Origin of the sequence: Pseudomonas sp. LS1212 (genome assembly GCF_024741815.1) — a bacterium.
Lineage (GTDB): Bacteria > Pseudomonadota > Gammaproteobacteria > Pseudomonadales > Pseudomonadaceae > Aquipseudomonas.
Genome location: NZ_CP102951.1, coordinates 5538985 through 5555362, shown reverse-complemented (window position 1 = coordinate 5555362; position 16378 = coordinate 5538985). Strand labels below are relative to the sequence as shown.

The window sequence follows — 16378 nt, the reverse complement described above, 5'->3', positions numbered from 1 at the left end:
TTACCATCTGCCAGTGCAGTCTGGAAAAGTCCTACCCTAGTGGGCTGAACCGGAAATGGCCATTCAATTTTTGCTGGCCATTGCGACGAGCGGTTGTCCGGCCTGCCAGCCCGTAGCAGCTATGCTTACGGTCTGATTTCAGGCCTTGGCGGCAATTGAAAATGCATCTGCTGTTGTTGCATTGTGGTCTTTCTGGTATAAAGCAGCGCTCTTTTCTAGGGGCCCGGTTCCTTGCATTTGCAGGTGTAGCTGGTAAGACCCTAAAGAAACGCGGCGCCTGGCGCCAAATGACTGAGAGATTAAGCGGCCAACCCATGCCGGGTTGGGCATGTGGTTTTAGAGGGCTGAGGCATGTCGAGAGTCTGTCAAGTTACCGGTAAGGGTCCGGTGACTGGGAATAACATTTCCCACGCAAACAACAAAACCCGTCGTCGTTTCCTGCCGAACCTGCAGCATCACCGCTTCTGGGTCGAGTCCGAGAAGCGTTTTGTGCGTCTGCGCGTATCTGCCAAAGGCATGCGTATCATCGACAAGCGCGGCATTGATGTCGTGCTGGCCGAAATTCGCCAAAATGGCGCTAAGGTTTAAGGGAGAGAATCATGCGTGAATTGATCCGTCTGGTGTCGACCGCCAATACTGGCCACTTCTACACCACCGATAAGAACAAGCGCACCACTCCGGACAAAATCGAAATCAAAAAATTCGATCCGGTTGTTCGCAAGCACGTGATCTACAAGGAAGCCAAGATCAAGTAATTGATCGGCTGACGAAAAAAAGGCCCGTATCTCAGGATACGGGCTTTTTTTCGCGTGGAGATTTATCGTTCGGCAAAGGCTTCAAACGAAGTCAACAGTCTCAATGACCCCCGCGTTCATCCGAAATTGAACGACTTTATGGTGCTCTCATCATTTGCAATGATGTGGATTCGATTGAGGTCGAGCTCTTTGGTCGAAACCTCATTCGGGCCGACCACGCGGGTACGACCGGTCAGTTCGGTAATGTAGGCTTTGACGCTGAATACGTAGGGGCTGCCGATCAGATGCTGGATTTTCTGGAGGACGTCATCATTTGTCATGGTTTGGATTCCTTTCATTGATTGAAGTGTCCTGAAGGACAGCCTCATCCTGCAGTCCGTCTGCCCGCCCCTTGCGGTATATATTTATCGCTTCTGTTCGAACATCACGTAAATCTTGCGGCAAGGCTCCAGCACTTCCCAGGTGCCCTTGAAGCCTGCAGGGATCACGAAACGGTCCCCGGCGCGCAGTGTCTTGGCCTGACCTTCACTGTCGCGTAGCACCGATACACCGTGGATGATCTCGCAATACTCATGCTCGGTGTATTCCACCTTCCAATGACCCACCGCGCCTTCCCAGACGCCGGCCCCAAACTGGCCGCATGGGCTTTCGTAGTGGTTGTACAGCGTATGTTCGGGGTTGCCTTTGATTAGCCTTTCGGGAGCAGGGCGGTAGTGCTCGGCCTTGGTCGTGGCCTGGCTGAAGTCGACGATCTGTTTGATGCTCATATGCTGGTCCCCGGTTTTTGTTGAATAAAACACACATGACTAGGCTTTTGTTGGTGTTGTGTCAAATATATTGAAAATTCGGGTGCCGGTGGTTTAGGGTGGTGAGTACCGTAGGCCCATGTTCGGCCCGGCAGAATTTTCGACAAGACCCATGAACCTTTCGTGCGGCCTTGTAAATCAACAAGAGGAGGAGATTCGTATGGCCACCCTGACTCGTGCTGACTGGGAACAACGTGCCCAGGACCTGAAGATCGAAGGCCGCGCCTTCATCAACGGCGAATATACCGCTGCAGTGTCGAATGCGACGTTCGAGTGCATCAGCCCGGTCGACGGGCGCCTCCTGGCGCATATCGCCAGTTGCGATGCTGCCGACGCCCAGCGCGCCGTGGAAAATGCCCGCTCTACTTTCAACGCCGGCGTCTGGTCGCGCCTGGCGCCAGCCAAGCGCAAGGCGACCATGATCCGTTTTGCCGGCCTGCTCAAGCAGAACGCCGAGGAACTGGCGCTGCTGGAAACCCTGGACATGGGCAAGCCCATCAGCGACTCGCTGACCATCGACGTCCCGGGCGCCGCGCAAGCGCTGAGCTGGAGCGGCGAGGCCATCGACAAGATTTACGACGAAGTCGCCGCCACCCCGCATGACCAGCTCGGCCTGGTCACGCGCGAGCCGGTCGGCGTGGTCGCCGCCATCGTGCCGTGGAACTTCCCGCTGATGATGGCCTGCTGGAAGCTGGGCCCGGCGCTGTCGACCGGTAACTCGGTGATCCTCAAGCCTTCGGAAAAATCCCCGCTGACCGCCATCCGCATTGCCCAGCTGGCCGTCGAGGCCGGCATTCCGGCGGGCGTGCTGAACGTGCTGCCAGGCTATGGCCACACCGTCGGCAAGGCCCTGGCCCTGCACATGGACGTCGATACCCTGGTGTTCACCGGCTCGACCAAAATCGCCAAGCAGCTGATGATCTATGCCGGTGAGTCGAACATGAAGCGCGTCTGGCTGGAAGCCGGCGGCAAGAGCCCGAACATCGTCTTCGCCGATGCGGCGGATCTGCAGGTGGCGGCCGAGTCGGCGGCCGGCGCGATTGCCTTCAACCAGGGCGAAGTCTGCACCGCCGGCTCGCGTCTGCTGGTGGAACGTTCGATCAAGGACAAGTTCCTGCCGATGGTGCTCGAGGCACTCAAGGGCTGGAAGCCGGGCAACCCGCTGGACCCGGCAACCAACGTCGGTGCGCTGGTCGATACCCAGCAGATGAACAGCGTGCTGTCGTACATCGAGGCCGGTCAAAACGATGGCGCCAAGCTGCTGGTAGGCGGCAAGCGCACCCTGCAGGAAACCGGTGGCACCTATGTCGAACCAACGATTTTCGACGGTGTCAGCAATGCCATGAAGATCGCCCAGGAAGAGATTTTTGGCCCGGTGCTGTCGGTGATCACCTTCGACACCGTGGAAGAAGCCATCGCCATCGCCAACGACACCCCCTACGGGCTGGCTGCGGCCGTGTGGACCGCCGACCTCTCCAAGGGCCACCTGACCGCCAAGGCCCTGCGGGCCGGCAGCGTCTGGATCAACCAGTACGACGGCGGCGACATGACCGCACCGTTCGGCGGCTTCAAGCAATCGGGCAACGGTCGCGACAAGTCGCTGCATGCGTTCGACAAGTACACCGAGCTCAAAGCTACCTGGATCAAGCTGTAAGCCTTTCGGGCGTTGCCGCCAGGGCAGCGTCCGGCTATTGATCCTGACGCACGGCCGGGCTTGCCTTAGCGCAAGTCCGGCTGTGTTGTTTTGGGCAGGGTTTTCCACAGGAGCGTGGACATGCGTTGGGGTACCTATTTCGCCGTGCTCACTGCTGTCCTGAGCGTCGGCCTGGCGCTGGGCGTGAGCATGCCGCTGGTCTCGTTGCGGCTGGAAAGCTGGGGCCATGGGTCCTTTGCCATCGGTGTGATGGCGGCCATGCCGGCCTTTGGTGTCCTGATCGGCGCCCATGTTTCCAGTCGGCTGGCCGCGCATTTTGGCACGCCAGGGCTGATGCGCCTGTGTCTCTGGGCCGGGGCGCTCTCCATTGGTCTGCTGGCGCTGCTGCCCAGTTACCCCTTGTGGCTGGTGCTGCGATTGCTGATTGGCGTGATCCTCACCATCGTATTCATCCTCGGTGAGAGCTGGATCAACCAACTCGTGGTCGAACACTGGCGTGGGCGACTGGTGGCACTTTATGGCAGCTCTTACGCCTTGAGCCAGTTGGCGGGGCCCTTGTTGCTGGGGGCCTTGGGCGCCGAGGATGACTTCGGCTTCTGGGTCGGCGCCGGTTTGCTGGTGCTCTCGCCCTTCCTGCTGCTGGGGCGCGACGGGGCACCGAGCGCCGAAGCCTGCAGCGTCACATTGGGCGACCTGGCTGGTTTTTGCCGCAAGCTCCCGGTGATTGCATGGGCCATCGCACTGTTCGCAGCGTTCGAAGCGATGATCCTGACTTTGTTGCCGATTTATTGCCTGCGCCAGGGTTTCAGCACCGAAGTGGCGCTTTACATGGTCAGTACCGTGGTGATCGGCGATGCCTTGCTGCAGCTGCCGATTGGCGCACTGGCCGACCGCATGTCCCGGCGCACGCTGTTCTCTGGCTGTGCGCTGGCATTGTTGCTGTCCAGCCTGGCGATTCCATTGCTGCTGCATAACCCGTTGATCTGGCCATTGTGGGTGCTGTTCGGGGCCAGTGCCGGTGGTCTGTTTACCTTGTCTCTGGTGCTGATCGGCGAACGCTATCGCGATGACGCGTTGGTGCGCGCCAATGCCCATGTCGCGCAACTCTGGGGTATTGGTTGCCTTATCGGGCCGTTGGCGGCCGGCGCGGGTAGCCAGTGGGTCAGCGGCCATGCCTTGCCGTTGTTCATGGCGGCCGGCGCGCTCGGACTGGTGTTGCTGGCTCGGCGACACAACGCGTTTGAAGCACCGGCCGCGGTCTAGTGCATTTTCTCCGGGCCCACGGCTTTGGTGATCCAGGCATTGAAGCGGCGCCACAGGTCGCCGGGTTCGGTGTTGTCGATGTCGCTACGGGTGTAGTTTTTTGACCCCGAGGGCCGGTTAAAAGTTACGGCTCAGTTCTCCAGTTCGGCCAGCAAGCGAATGGCGGTGGCGCCAACCTTGCGCACCGCTCGCTCGATTTCATCTGTCGTTCTGGAGGCAAAGTTCATGCGCAGGCAGTTACGGTACTTGCCCGATGCCGAGAAAATGCAGCCCACGGCAATCTGCACGCCCTGACCCAGTAAAGCCCGGTTCAAGCGCAGCGTGTCGAAACTTTCCGGTAGTTCGACCCAGAGCATGAAGCCGCCCTGGGGGCGGCTGGCGCGGGTTCCGGCCGGAAAGTAGCGGGTTACCCAGTCGATCATTAGGTCGCGGTTGCGCTGGTATTGGCTGCGCATGCGGCGCAGGTGGGGCTCATAGTGGCCGCCCTTGATAAAGTCGGCGATTGCCAACTGCGGCTGGGTCGCAGTGCAGCCGGTGCTGATGTATTTCATGTGCAGCACGCGCTCCAGGTAGCGCCCGGGGGCTACCCAGCCGATACGCAGGCCGGGGGCGATCGTCTTCGAGAAGGAACTGCAGAGCAGGACGCGCCCGTCTTCATCGAAGGACTTGATGGTGCGCGGTCGCGGGTAGGTGTAGGCCAGGTCGCCATACACATCGTCTTCGATGATTGCCACGTCGAAGCGTTGGGCCAGGGTCAGCAGGGCGCGCTTGCGTGCTTCGGGCATGATGTAGCCCAGCGGGTTGTTGCAGTTGGGGGTCAGCTGGATGGCCTTGATCGGCCACTGCTCCAGCGCCAGCTCAAGGGCTTCCAGGCTGATGCCGGTAATCGGGTCGGTGGGGATTTCCAGGGCTTTCATGCCCAGACCCTTGAGCGTCTGCATGGCCCCGTGAAAGCTCGGGGAGTCCACCGCGACGATGTCTCCCGGCTCGCAGACCGCGCGAATGCTGGCCGACAACGCTTCATGACAGCCGGTAGTGATCACCAGGTCGCTCGCCGTCAACTGGCAGCCGGAGTCCAGCAGCAGGCGCGCCACTTGTTCGCGCAGGGCTTCGGTGCCGTAGATGGTGTCGTAATACAGCCCCGGCATGTCCTGGCGGCGGCTCAGGCGGGCCAGGCTGCGCAGCAAGGGCTTGAGCGTCGGGCTGTCGATATCGGGCATGCCACGGCCCAGTTGCACTACGTCCTTGCGCGGGACACTGCGCAACAGTTCGACCACGTGATCCCACTGCGAGATTTCTACCGGTCGCTGGGTGGGGCGGCCGACGGCTGGAAGCGCCGGGAGTGTCCGGCCACTGGATACGAAGTACCCGGATTTGGGTCTGGGTGCCGCCAGGCCATTGTCCTCGAGCAGGCGATACGCCTGTTGTACGGTGCTCAGGCTGACCCCGTGCTCGGCACTCAGGGCGCGCACCGAAGGCAGGCGGTCGCCGGGTCGATAAAAGCCCTGCTCGATGCGCGAGCCGAGCAACTCGGCGAGGTTGACGTAAAGGGTCATGGCGTACTCCAGGTTTGGCTTTGAGCATGGACCAGTACAGATCAGCTAAAAATACAGGATTCAGGGCCCCTGGCGGGTGTTCTGTATGGAAATAATTCCGATGCTTTGGATCTGTAATGGTTCAGGCAGGGCGCGCATCATTTTTTCGTGGTCTTCTCACCCGCAGGAGCAGAAAAAATGAATGGCTTGAGCGATGTACGTCTGGAATTACACAGCGAGGAATTGCTGGAAGGGCAGAGGGCCAAGGTTATCAGCCCGATACCCGGCCTTTCCCGATTGGGCCTGATGTGGCATCGGTTGACTACCCGCAGGGCGTTGCTGGAACTCGACAGCGATCAATTGCGCGATATCGGCCTGAGCCCCGAGCAGGCGCGCAAAGAGGGGAATATACCTTTCTGGCGCTCTCGCTAGGCCAGTTCCTTGAGTCGATGCCAGAGCATGCCCAGCGCCAGCAGGGGTGAACGCAGGTACTTGCCGCCAGGGAAGGTGATATGCCCGACACTGGCAAACAGATCGAAACCGCTGCTGTGCTGGCCGCTGATGGCTTCGGCCAGCAACCTGCCGGCCAGGTGGGTGGCATTCACGCCATGGCCGGAGTAGGCCTGGGCGTAATACACATTGGGCTGATCCTTGAGGCGCCCGATCTGCGGCAGGCGGTTGGCGCCGATGCCGATCATGCCGCCCCACTGGTAATCGATTCGCACGTCGGCCAATTGCGGGAACACCTTGAGCATCTTCGGCCGCATATAGGCGGCGATGTCCTGCGGATCGCGCCCGGAATAGTGGCAGGCACCGCCGAACAGCAGGCGCCGGTCGGCCGAAAGCCGGTAATAGTCCAGCGCCACACGCTGGTCGCAGACCGCCATGTTTTGCGGCAGCAGCTGGTGCGCCCGGGCTTGGCCGAGGGGCTCGGTTGCGATGATGTAGCTGCCGGCGGGCAAGACTTTTCCGCTGAGCTCGGGGTTGAGACCATTGAGGTAAGCATTGCACCCCAGCACCAGCGTTTTGGCCCTGACCGAGCCTTGCGCGGTATGCACTCGCACTTGCGGGCCATAGTCGATACGGGTGACGGCCGATTGTTCGAACAGTTGCACGCCCATCTGCTGGGCCAGCGCCGCTTCGCCGAGGGCAAGGTTAAGCGGATGCAGGTGCCCCGAGCCCATGTCGATCAAGCCGCCCACGTAGCGATCAGAACCGACCACAGTGTGCATGTCGTTGGGTTGGACCAGGCGCACCTCATAGCGGTAACCCAGGCTGCGAAGCTCTTCGGCATCTTCGGCAAAACCTTGAAGGTCGGCAGGTTTGTTCGCCAGGTCGCAGTAACCCCAGGTCAAATCGCAGTCGATGGCGTGTTGTTCGATACGTTGTCGGACGATTTCCACGGCTTCCAGGCCCATCAGCTTGAGCGCGCGCACACCTTCCTGGCCGATTACCGGGGCAAACTGTTCGACGCCATGGCCTACCCCGCGAATCAATTGACCGCCATTGCGTCCGCTGGCGCCCCAAGCGATCTTGCGGGCTTCCAGCAGAACCACGCTCAGACCGCGCTCGGCCAGCTCTATGGCGGTATTGAGCCCCGAGAAGCCACCGCCCACCACGCATACGTCAGCATTCAGCTCGCCTTGCAACACCGGGTAGTCAGGCTGTAGGGCGCTGTTGGCGGCGTAATAGGAGGAGGTATGCAAGATGTTGGAGGCGGACTTCTGAACGCGAACGTTCATGGGCGGGATCCTATAGGGAGTGTTTGGAAAATTTTACGCAGCATAGGCCGCCGTTCCGCAGCCAGGCAACCGTTGGCCCGAAGGTCCTGTCTGCCGGTACGCAATTGAGGCAAAATCCACCCCCGGATATTTTCGATACAGGCCGTCATGAGCTGCAATAGCCACAAGATCCGCTTCCTGCGCGAGCAGATCCCGTCTTTCGAGTGTGCTCCCGGTTGCCATGATTGCTGCGGGCCGGTCACCACTTCGTCGCAAGAGATGGCGCGCCTGCCGCGCAAGACCGCTGCCGAACAGGAAGCAGCCCTGGCCGAGTTGAACTGCGTGCACCTGGGGCCCAATGGCTGCACGGTGTATGAGGAGCGTCCGCTGATCTGCCGGCTGTTCGGTACCACGCCGCGCCTGCCATGCCCGAACGGGCGAGGGCCGGCAGAAATGATCGACCCGCTGGCGGAAAAACAGATCCATCACTACATCGCCACTACCCGCCAGGTGCTGGTCTGAGCCTCAATCGGGAATCGGCAGGCTCAGGCTCTCCTTCACCTCTTCCATCACGATATAGCTTTTGGACTCGCGTACATGCGGCAGCTTGAGCAGGATATCGCCAAGCAGCTTGCGGTAGGACGCCATCTCCGAAATCCGCGCCTTGACCAGGTAGTCGAAATCGCCTGAAACCAGGTGGCATTCCAGCACGTGCGGCAGTTTCAGCACGGCACGGCGGAACTCCTCGAACGTATCGCCGGATTTGTAATCGAGGCTGATCTCGACGAACACCAGCAGGCTGCCCTTGAGGTGCTGCGGGTTGAGCCGGGCGTTGTAGCCCATGATGATCCCTTCGCGCTCCAGCCGGCGGACCCGTTCGGTACAGGGCGTGGTCGACAGGCCGACCTTCTCGCCCAGCTCAGTGAACGAGATACGCCCATCCGCCTGGAGAATCCGGAGGATATTGCGATCGATCTTGTCCAGTTCACGCTTGCTCTGATGTTGGGTGCGCATAGGGGATGCCCCTCCGTAAAAGCCAGTTTTGCCGAGAATTGTCGCCAAATATAGCTGTTTATATAGTGAGAAGCACTGGCTTAAGATTTTTATACTGCGCACATCTTGGCAATCAACAACAAATGTCCGCGGTCAGCCGCGTTGAGGGATAGATCATGCGAGTTCTGGTGCTTGGTAGCGGTGTCATTGGTACGGCCAGTGCCTATTATCTGGCGCGGGAAGGTTACGAAGTCGTGGTGGTCGACCGTCAACCAGCCGTTGCCATGGAAACCAGCTTTGCCAACGCCGGGCAAGTCTCGCCGGGCTACGCTTCGCCCTGGGCCGCGCCAGGTGTTCCGCTCAAGGCCATCAAGTGGCTGCTGCAGCGTCACGCCCCTCTGGCGATCAAGGCGACTGCCGACATCGACCAGTACCTGTGGATGGCGCAAATGCTGCGCAACTGCACCGCCAGCCGTTATGCGGTGAACAAGGAGCGCATGGTCCGCTTGTCCGAGTACAGCCGCGACTGCCTCGACGAACTGCGTGCCGAGACCGGTATCGCCTATGAAGGCCGCACCCTGGGCACCACCCAGCTGTTCCGTACCCAGGCACAATTGGACAACGCGGCCAAGGACATTGCAGTCCTGGAGCAGTCTGGCGTGCCTTACGAAGTACTCGACCGCGAAGGTATCGCCCGGGTCGAACCGGCCCTGGGCAGCGTCACCGATATTCTCGCCGGCGCCCTGCGGCTGCCGAACGACCAGACCGGCGACTGCCAGATGTTCACCACCCGCCTGGCCGAAATGGCCATCAAACTGGGCGTGGAATTCCGCTTCGGCCAGGCCATCGAGCGTCTGGACTTTGCCGGTGACCGCATCAATGGCGTGTGGATCGACGGCAAGCTGGAAACCGCCGACCGCTACGTGCTGGCACTGGGCAGCTACTCACCGCAATTGCTCAAGCCGCTGGGCATCAGGGCTCCGGTGTATCCGCTCAAGGGTTACTCGCTGACCGTGCCGATCACCAACCCGGCCATGGCCCCGACTTCGACCATTCTCGACGAGACCTACAAGGTTGCGATCACCCGTTTCGACAATCGGATCCGCGTCGGTGGCATGGCTGAAATCGCCGGTTTTGACCTGTCGCTCAACCCGCGTCGGCGCGAAACGCTGGAGATGATCGTCGGCGATCTCTATCCTCAGGGTGGTGATCTGAGCCAGGCCAGTTTCTGGACCGGCCTGCGCCCGACCACTCCAGATGGCACACCTATCGTGGGTGCCACGCCATTCCGTAACCTGTTCCTCAATACTGGCCACGGCACCCTCGGTTGGACCATGGCCTGTGGCTCCGGTCGCTTCCTGGCCGATCTGATCGCGCGTAAAAAACCGCAGATCAGCGCCGAAGGCCTCGATATCTATCGCTACGGTAAACTCCCGGAGGCTGAAAAACATGTCAATCCAGCGCCAGCGCACTAACGAGCGGATGAGTCAGATCGTTGTTCACAACGGCACTGTATACCTTGCCGGCCAAGTGGGCGACGACATGAACGCCGGGATTGAACAGCAGACCCGCGAGACGTTGGCCAACATCGAGCGTCTGCTGGATCTGGCGGGTACCGACAAGTCGCGTTTGCTGTCCGTGACCATTTACCTCAAGGACATCGATGCCGATTTCCAGGGCATGAACAGCGTCTGGGACACTTGGCTGCCAAAAGGCACTGCCTGTGCCCGCGCTACGGTGGAAGCCAAGCTTTGCGAGCCGGAAATTCTCGTCGAGCTGTCGGTTGTCGCCGCTCTGCCTTAAGCAAGATCCCTCACCCGGCGCCGCTCGCGGCCCAACAGCCACGTGTCGGTGCCGGGTTTTTATTCCTCCACAAGACTGCCCAGAAGGCTGCCGTCATGCGTCCTGCCCGTGCCCTGATCGACCTCCAAGCGTTACGCCATAACTATCAACTTGCCCGCGAACTCTCAGGGGCCAAGGCCCTTGCCGTGATCAAGGCCGATGCCTATGGCCATGGCGCCGTGCGCTGTGCCCAGGCCCTGGAGGCCGAGGCCGATGGTTTTGCAGTGGCCTGCATCGAGGAAGCGCTGGAACTGCGAGCGGCCGGCATCAGCGCCCCGGTGCTGTTGCTGGAAGGTTTTTTCGAGGCCGATGAGCTTGATTTGATCGTGCAGCACGACTTCTGGTGCGTGGTGCATTCGCTCTGGCAGCTGGAGGCCATCGAACAGGCCAGGCTGAGCAAGCCGTTGACGGTCTGGCTCAAGCTGGACTCGGGCATGCACCGGGTTGGCCTGCATCCGAAAGATTACCAGGCTGCCTATCAGCGCCTGCTGGCCAGCGGCAAAGTCGCCAAGATCGTCCTGATGAGCCACTTCGCGCGCGCCGACGAACTGGACTGCCCGAGCAGCGCCGATCAGGTCGCGGTGTTCGAAGCCGCCCGCAAGGGCCTTTCGGCACAGGTGAGCCTGCGCAACTCGCCGGCGGTACTGGGTTGGCCAGACATCCCCAGCGATTGGGTTCGCCCCGGCATCATGCTTTACGGTGCAACGCCTTTTGAAGTGGCGCAAAGCCAGGCAGCCCGGCTGCAACCGGTGATGACCCTCGAGTCGAAGGTCATCAGCGTGCGCGAACTGCCGGTGGGCGAGGCGGTGGGGTATGGCGCGAAATTCGTTACCCAGCGCCCGAGTCGGATCGGCGTGGTTGCCATGGGTTATGCCGATGGTTACCCGCGCCTGGCCCCGACCGGAACGCCGGTGCTGGTGGCAGGGCAGCGCAGCCAACTGCTTGGGCGGGTTTCGATGGACATGCTGTGCATCGACCTGACCGACGTACCGCAGGCAGGCCTGGGCAGCCCGGTCGAACTTTGGGGTAAAAACATCCTGGCCAGCGACGTCGCGATCCAGGCCGGTACCATTCCCTACCAGATCTTTTGCAACCTGCGCCGGGTGCCACTGCTCTACAGCGGGAGCTAGCGCCGGGCCTGGGGTTGCCGCAAGTCGCCTGATCGATCAGGTTGTGGTCGAAGTGTTGTAAATACTGAACGCTGTTGCGATGATAACGTTCAATTTCGACCTCACCTGTACATTAGGAGGACTCCCGCATTGGACGTCGGTGAACGACTGCAAGCCATTCGCAAACTCAAAGGTCTTTCCCAGCGTGAGCTCGCCAAGCGTGCGGGCGTCACCAATAGCACCATTTCGATGATCGAGAAGAATAGCGTCAGCCCTTCGATCAGCTCATTGAGGAAGGTGCTGGGCGGTATTCCGATGTCCATGGTCGAGTTCTTTTCTGAAGAGCTGCAACCCGAAAACCCGACTCAGATCGTCTACAAGGCCAATGAGCTGATCGACATTTCCGACGGTGCCGTCACCATGAAACTGGTGGGCAAGGCGCACCCGAGCCGGGCGATTGCCTTTCTCAACGAGATTTACCCGCCAGGTGCCGATACCGGCGAAGAAATGCTCACGCACGAAGGCGAAGAGACCGGCATTCTGGTCGAAGGCCGCCTGGAACTGGTCGTCGGCCTGGAAACCTTTGTGCTTGAAGTGGGTGACAGCTACTATTTCGAAAGCACCAAGCCGCACCGGTTTCGCAATCCCTATGATGTACCGGCACGCCTGATCAGTGCGGCGACGCCAGCAAACTTCTGATTCAGGGGCGCCCAGGCATGCCGTGCATGCAGGCGTCCATGGGACTCTTTTACCACTACTAATACCCCTGCGACTTTAGGGTTGTTTCAGAGTGGCAGGGTTCTCGTTATACTTGCGCCCGCCCGCGAAACCGTGGCCGCGGGCGTGACTAGCCACGATGAGGGTGTACGCGTGAATCTAATTAAGAAAATGCTGGCCGCACCAGCTGTCGTATTGGCCCTTTGGGCAGTCAGCGCTCAGGCTGCGACCAACGATGACATTGCCAAGCGCCTGGAGCCGGTAGGCCAGGTGTGCGTGCAGGGTCAGGAATGCAAAGGGATGGAAGTTGCTGCCTCTGCTGGCGGTGGCGCTGCCAAGGCCCCGAAGGATGTTATTGCAAAACATTGCAACGCTTGCCACGGCACTGGTCTGCTGGGCGCGCCGAAAATCGGTGACGCGGCTGCGTGGAAAGCACGTGCCGATAAGGAAGGTGGTCTGAATGGCATCCTGGCCAAGGCCATCACCGGTATCAACTCGATGCCGCCAAAAGGCACCTGTGCCGATTGCTCGGATGACGAGCTCAAAGGTGCGATTCAGGAGATGTCCGGTCTGAAATAAGCTTGGACAGGCTCTACAGACGCATCTCGCGGGCTGAGCAGCTAATCTGGCGGTAACCGAATAAAAACCCCGACTTTTCGGGGTTTTTATTCGGTGTGGTGAATGACGGACACATTTCAGGGAGAACCTAGCATTTTTTTCAGATACGCCCCATGCGTATTTAGCACAGCTTTATAGATGCTGAATGCTTCTGTTTCTTGAGCAACAACAGGAACCAGCTCGCCGTCTAAAATTTGAAGCAGCTCAGAGCCTGGCGTAAACATCAAGATCGGCGAGTGAGTGGCGATTAAAAATTGAGAGCCTGATTGCGCCAGATCTGTTATTCGCTGAATAAAACTTAATTGGCGAAGCGGTGATAAAGAGGCTTCTGGCTCGTCCAGAATGTAAAGACCTTGGCTTCTGAAGCGATGCTTGAATAGCGCCTCCATTGCTTCTCCATGCGACACAGTATGAAGATCGCGCCCTCCATAATAAGACTTTATTTCAGGACCATATCCTTTCTCCTCGTCGAGTCTTCTGATTTCAGTATTTAGGTTGTAAAAGGTCTCCGCTCTGTAGAAATATAAGTCCTTTTCTTTGAGGTGGCCTTTAGAAATCTGGAGGTGATTGTGCAGGTCGGAATGGGTATTTTGAGTTTGAAACATAAAATTCTTGCTGCCGCCTTCAGGATTGCATCCGAGCTTTATAGCAATGCTTTCGAGTAGTGTTGACTTACCACACCCATTTTCGCCCATGATTATAGTGATGGCATTTGAGAGTTTTATTGGAAAAATGTCTCTCCAAGGATGTGGTATGTTGCTGGGTTTTAGACGAATTTCCCGAATGTAAAGGCTGTTCATTAACAGGCTCCATCGAATATACGCTTTACTGATTGGTTAATGCCTATCAATGTCAGAGTTGACTCTATTGATTGGCAACATGCCGTTGAAAATAGTGCGCATAGGTAGCAAGGTAGCATCTATTCCAGCACTGTGTGCAGCAAGTGGTACATGGCCTTGTTCCACTGCTGGCGGATGTTAGGTTGCTGTAAGCCTGCAGAACTAGTTCTGCTATTGGCGTGGATGATCTTAAATTTTAGCGCGTTGACTTTGTAAGGCGGTATAGTCGATATTCATCGTTTTCTCCCTGAGATGAAGTTGTTATTTGTATTGCGAATTGATTTAGGTGTTGTTCATCTGGCTCTTCCTCATTGTGTTTGTTTTTGAGAGTGCATGGATTGGATTTATGTTGCTTGATCGAAGTGTTGTTGAGGCGGAAATTGAGGTCAATCAGAAACGGCTTGGAATGCTGAGAGGACTGTCCGTCAGAGATTTCCTCGGAGCGTGGTATCGAAAGTTTCTCGGTGTTTAACTATGTGAATTTAAAGAAACTTTTTTAGTCTTAAATGCCTCTTCGCAAAACTGATGTCAGTTATATTATTGAAGTGCAGCTAAAATCATTCCATCCGGGCCGGAGAGGCTCAGGGGGCTGAAGGGGAGATGGATATGTTGCAAATCTGTTCCGTTGAACGCGCGGTCGACCAGGTGCTGACACGTCTGCCTGCACATATCCATATGGGCCTGCCGCTGGGTCTGGGCAAGCCGAATCGCTTCGTCAACGCGTTGTATGCCCGGATCAGGCAACTGCCTGAACGCCAATTGACGATCTACACCGCCTTGAGCCTGGGGCGTCCGCCATTGGGCGATGGGTTGCAGCGGCGCTTTCTCGAACCTTTTGTCGAGCGGGTCTTCGGTGACTACGAAGAGCTTGACTACCTGGCGGATGTGCAAGGCGACAGCCTGCCGGAGAATATCCGCATCGAGCAGTTTTACCTGCAGCCAGGCAGCCTGCTCAATAGCCGCTGCGCCCAGCAGGATTATGTCAGCAGCAACTACAGCCACGCCGCCCGGGACATCAACGCCAATGGTTTGAACCTGGTGGCGCAACTGGTCGCCCAGGTTCCACAACAGGCCGATCGCCTCAGTTTGAGCTGTAACCCGGACATCACCCTCGATCTGTTGCCGATGATCGCCAAGCGGCGCGCGGCGGGTGAAACCATCCTGATACTTGGGCAAGTTCATGCCGAACTGCCGGCGATGCCCGGTGATGCCGAGGTCGACAACTCAATGTTCGACCTGCTCATCGATGAGGTGGAGCACAAGCGGCTGTTTTCCACGCCGAACATGCCGGTGGGCTTGCAGGATCATTGCATTGGCCTGCATGCCAGTACCCTGGTGCGCGATGGCGGTACCTTGCAGATCGGTATTGGTTCGATGGGCGATGCCTTGACCGCAGCGCTGCTCGCCCGGCAAGCGGACAACCCGGCCTACCAGGCACTGCTGGGTGATTTCGACCTGACACCCTGGCAGCCGCTGATCGACCGTGAAGGTGGGAGCGCGCCTTTTGCCCAGGGGCTCTATGGTTGCAGCGAAATGTTCGTCAACGGTCTGCTGGCGCTCGCCGAAGCCGGTGTGGTGCGACGCAAGGTCTACCCTGATGAGGCGCGGCAACGCCAGGCCAATGCCGGCCTGCTCGACGAAGCCGCGCAGCCGGACGGGGTGTTGATTCACGGCGGATTCTTCCTTGGCCCGCAAAGCTTCTACCAGCGCCTGCGCGAGCTGCCGGCCAGTACGCTCGATGCGGTCAATATGACAGCCATCAGCTACATCAACGAACTCTATGGGCAGGAAACCCTGAAGCGTCTGCAACGGCGCGATGCGCGCTTTATCAACAGCGCGTTTACCGTGACCCTGCTTGGTGCCGGGGTGGCCGACCAACTGGAAGACGGCAGGGTGCTCAGTGGCGTTGGTGGGCAGTACAACTTCGTCGTACAGGGGCATGCGCTGGAGGGCGCGCGGTCGGTTCTGCTGCTGCGCAGCTGGCGCGAGTCCGGTGGCGTGATCAGTTCCAATGTGGTCTGGGAGTACGGGCACTGCACCATCCCACGACACCTGCGTGACGTGGTGGTTACCGAGTACGGCATTGCCGATCTACGCGGGAAAACCGATGCCAAAGTGATCGAAGCGCTGCTCAATATCAGCGATTCACGCTTCCAGCCGGGGCTGATCGAACAGGCGCAAAAGGCCGGCAAGTTACCCGAGGGCTTTAGCCTTGATCCGCGCTTTACCGATAATACGCCGCAGCGTTTGCAGGCGATTGAGGCGCGACACCCACAGCTTTTTGCGCAGTACCCGTTGGGGTGTGATTTCAGCAGTGAAGAGCAGGACCTGTTGCGTGCGTTGAACTGGCTCAAGAGCAAGTTCAAGCTCAGCGAGATTCTCGAATTGGGCAAGGCGACGCTCGATGCACCGGGGCCTTCGGCGTTCCCGGCGCAGCTTGCGCGCATGCAGCTGGAGCAACCGCAGGGGTTGCGTGAGGAGCTGTATCAGAGACTGCTATTGGCAGGCCTGCAAGCTACCGCGTGA

At 59.0% G+C, this 16378-nt stretch carries 18 protein-coding genes; 12 read left to right on the top strand and 6 right to left on the bottom strand.

The genetic code is table 11. The annotated features are described in order from the left end of the window. Positions 1-351 precede the first annotated feature (351 nt). The gene (gene rpmB, locus NVV94_RS26015; RefSeq protein WP_166367116.1) at positions 352-588 is read left to right on the top strand and encodes a 50S ribosomal protein L28; all 237 of its coding nucleotides are present in this window, start codon (positions 352-354) and stop codon (positions 586-588) included. An 11-nt stretch (positions 589-599) separates the two neighbouring features. Beyond that, positions 600-755, top strand: a complete 156-nt coding sequence (gene rpmG / locus NVV94_RS26010) for a 50S ribosomal protein L33 (protein ID WP_010225867.1) — start codon at positions 600-602, stop codon at positions 753-755. Between the two features lie 116 nt (positions 756-871). Here the strand turns inward: rpmG and NVV94_RS26005 are convergent, their stop codons facing one another. After that, positions 872-1075 (bottom strand): hypothetical protein, encoded by a 204-nt coding sequence (locus tag NVV94_RS26005; RefSeq protein WP_258445130.1) that lies wholly within the window; start codon positions 1073-1075, stop codon positions 872-874. 84 nt (positions 1076-1159) lie between these two features. Next, positions 1160-1522, bottom strand: coding sequence for a cupin domain-containing protein (locus tag NVV94_RS26000; protein WP_258445129.1), 363 nt, complete (start codon positions 1520-1522; stop codon positions 1160-1162). Positions 1523-1721: 199 nt separating this feature from the next. Between NVV94_RS26000 and NVV94_RS25995 the strand changes: the two genes are divergently transcribed. Both NVV94_RS25995 and NVV94_RS25990 read left to right on the top strand, forming a co-directional pair. Continuing rightward, the gene (locus NVV94_RS25995) at positions 1722-3215 is read left to right on the top strand and encodes an aldehyde dehydrogenase (RefSeq protein WP_258445128.1); all 1494 of its coding nucleotides are present in this window, start codon (positions 1722-1724) and stop codon (positions 3213-3215) included. Between the two features lie 120 nt (positions 3216-3335). Beyond that, positions 3336-4478, top strand: coding sequence for an MFS transporter (locus NVV94_RS25990; protein ID WP_258445127.1), 1143 nt, complete (start codon positions 3336-3338; stop codon positions 4476-4478). A gap of 131 nt (positions 4479-4609) precedes the next feature. Here NVV94_RS25990 and NVV94_RS25985 read toward each other — a convergent pair whose 3' ends face one another. Then, positions 4610-6034 (bottom strand): PLP-dependent aminotransferase family protein, encoded by a 1425-nt coding sequence (locus NVV94_RS25985; protein WP_258445126.1) that lies wholly within the window; start codon positions 6032-6034, stop codon positions 4610-4612. 177 nt (positions 6035-6211) lie between these two features. On the opposite strand from NVV94_RS25985, the gene NVV94_RS25980 reads away from it, so the two are divergent. After that, positions 6212-6445, top strand: coding sequence for a DUF1127 domain-containing protein (locus NVV94_RS25980; RefSeq protein WP_258445125.1), 234 nt, complete (start codon positions 6212-6214; stop codon positions 6443-6445). Here the strand turns inward: NVV94_RS25980 and NVV94_RS25975 are convergent. After that, on the bottom strand, positions 6442-7755 hold the full coding sequence (locus NVV94_RS25975) for an FAD-binding oxidoreductase (RefSeq protein ID WP_258445124.1): 1314 nt from the start codon (positions 7753-7755) through the stop codon (positions 6442-6444). The genes NVV94_RS25980 and NVV94_RS25975 overlap by 4 nt on opposite strands. A gap of 147 nt (positions 7756-7902) precedes the next feature. Between NVV94_RS25975 and NVV94_RS25970 the strand changes: the two genes are divergently transcribed. Further along, a complete protein-coding gene (locus tag NVV94_RS25970; RefSeq protein ID WP_258445123.1) occupies positions 7903-8256 on the top strand; it encodes a YkgJ family cysteine cluster protein in 354 nt (117 codons plus the stop codon). A gap of 3 nt (positions 8257-8259) precedes the next feature. Here NVV94_RS25970 and dadR read toward each other — a convergent pair whose 3' ends face one another. Further along, positions 8260-8748: a transcriptional regulator DadR gene (dadR, locus tag NVV94_RS25965; protein ID WP_027980766.1), complete on the bottom strand. Its 489-nt coding sequence runs from the start codon at positions 8746-8748 to the stop codon at positions 8260-8262. A gap of 155 nt (positions 8749-8903) precedes the next feature. On the opposite strand from dadR, the gene dadA reads away from it, so the two are divergent. The 5 genes from dadA to NVV94_RS25940 all read left to right on the top strand — a co-directional run bounded on the left by dadA (position 8904) and on the right by NVV94_RS25940 (position 12974). Next, a complete protein-coding gene (gene dadA / locus NVV94_RS25960; protein ID WP_258445122.1) occupies positions 8904-10202 on the top strand; it encodes a D-amino acid dehydrogenase in 1299 nt (432 codons plus the stop codon). Continuing rightward, entirely contained in the window at positions 10177-10530 is a 354-nt protein-coding gene (locus NVV94_RS25955; RefSeq protein ID WP_258445121.1) for a RidA family protein, read from the top strand. Before dadA ends, NVV94_RS25955 begins: the two co-directional genes overlap by 26 nt. A 95-nt stretch (positions 10531-10625) precedes the next feature. Then, positions 10626-11699: an alanine racemase gene (alr, locus tag NVV94_RS25950; RefSeq protein ID WP_258445120.1), complete on the top strand. Its 1074-nt coding sequence runs from the start codon at positions 10626-10628 to the stop codon at positions 11697-11699. A 129-nt stretch (positions 11700-11828) separates the two neighbouring features. Beyond that, positions 11829-12377, top strand: a complete 549-nt coding sequence (locus tag NVV94_RS25945) for a cupin domain-containing protein (protein WP_258445119.1) — start codon at positions 11829-11831, stop codon at positions 12375-12377. A 171-nt stretch (positions 12378-12548) separates the two neighbouring features. Then, positions 12549-12974, top strand: a complete 426-nt coding sequence (locus NVV94_RS25940; protein ID WP_258445118.1) for a cytochrome c5 family protein — start codon at positions 12549-12551, stop codon at positions 12972-12974. Positions 12975-13090: 116 nt separating this feature from the next. On the opposite strand, the gene NVV94_RS25935 is transcribed toward NVV94_RS25940, so the two are convergent. Then, entirely contained in the window at positions 13091-13813 is a 723-nt protein-coding gene (locus tag NVV94_RS25935; RefSeq protein ID WP_258445117.1) for an AAA family ATPase, read from the bottom strand. A gap of 645 nt (positions 13814-14458) precedes the next feature. Between NVV94_RS25935 and NVV94_RS25930 the strand changes: the two genes are divergently transcribed. Further along, positions 14459-16378: an acetyl-CoA hydrolase/transferase C-terminal domain-containing protein gene (locus NVV94_RS25930; protein WP_258445116.1), complete on the top strand. Its 1920-nt coding sequence runs from the start codon at positions 14459-14461 to the stop codon at positions 16376-16378.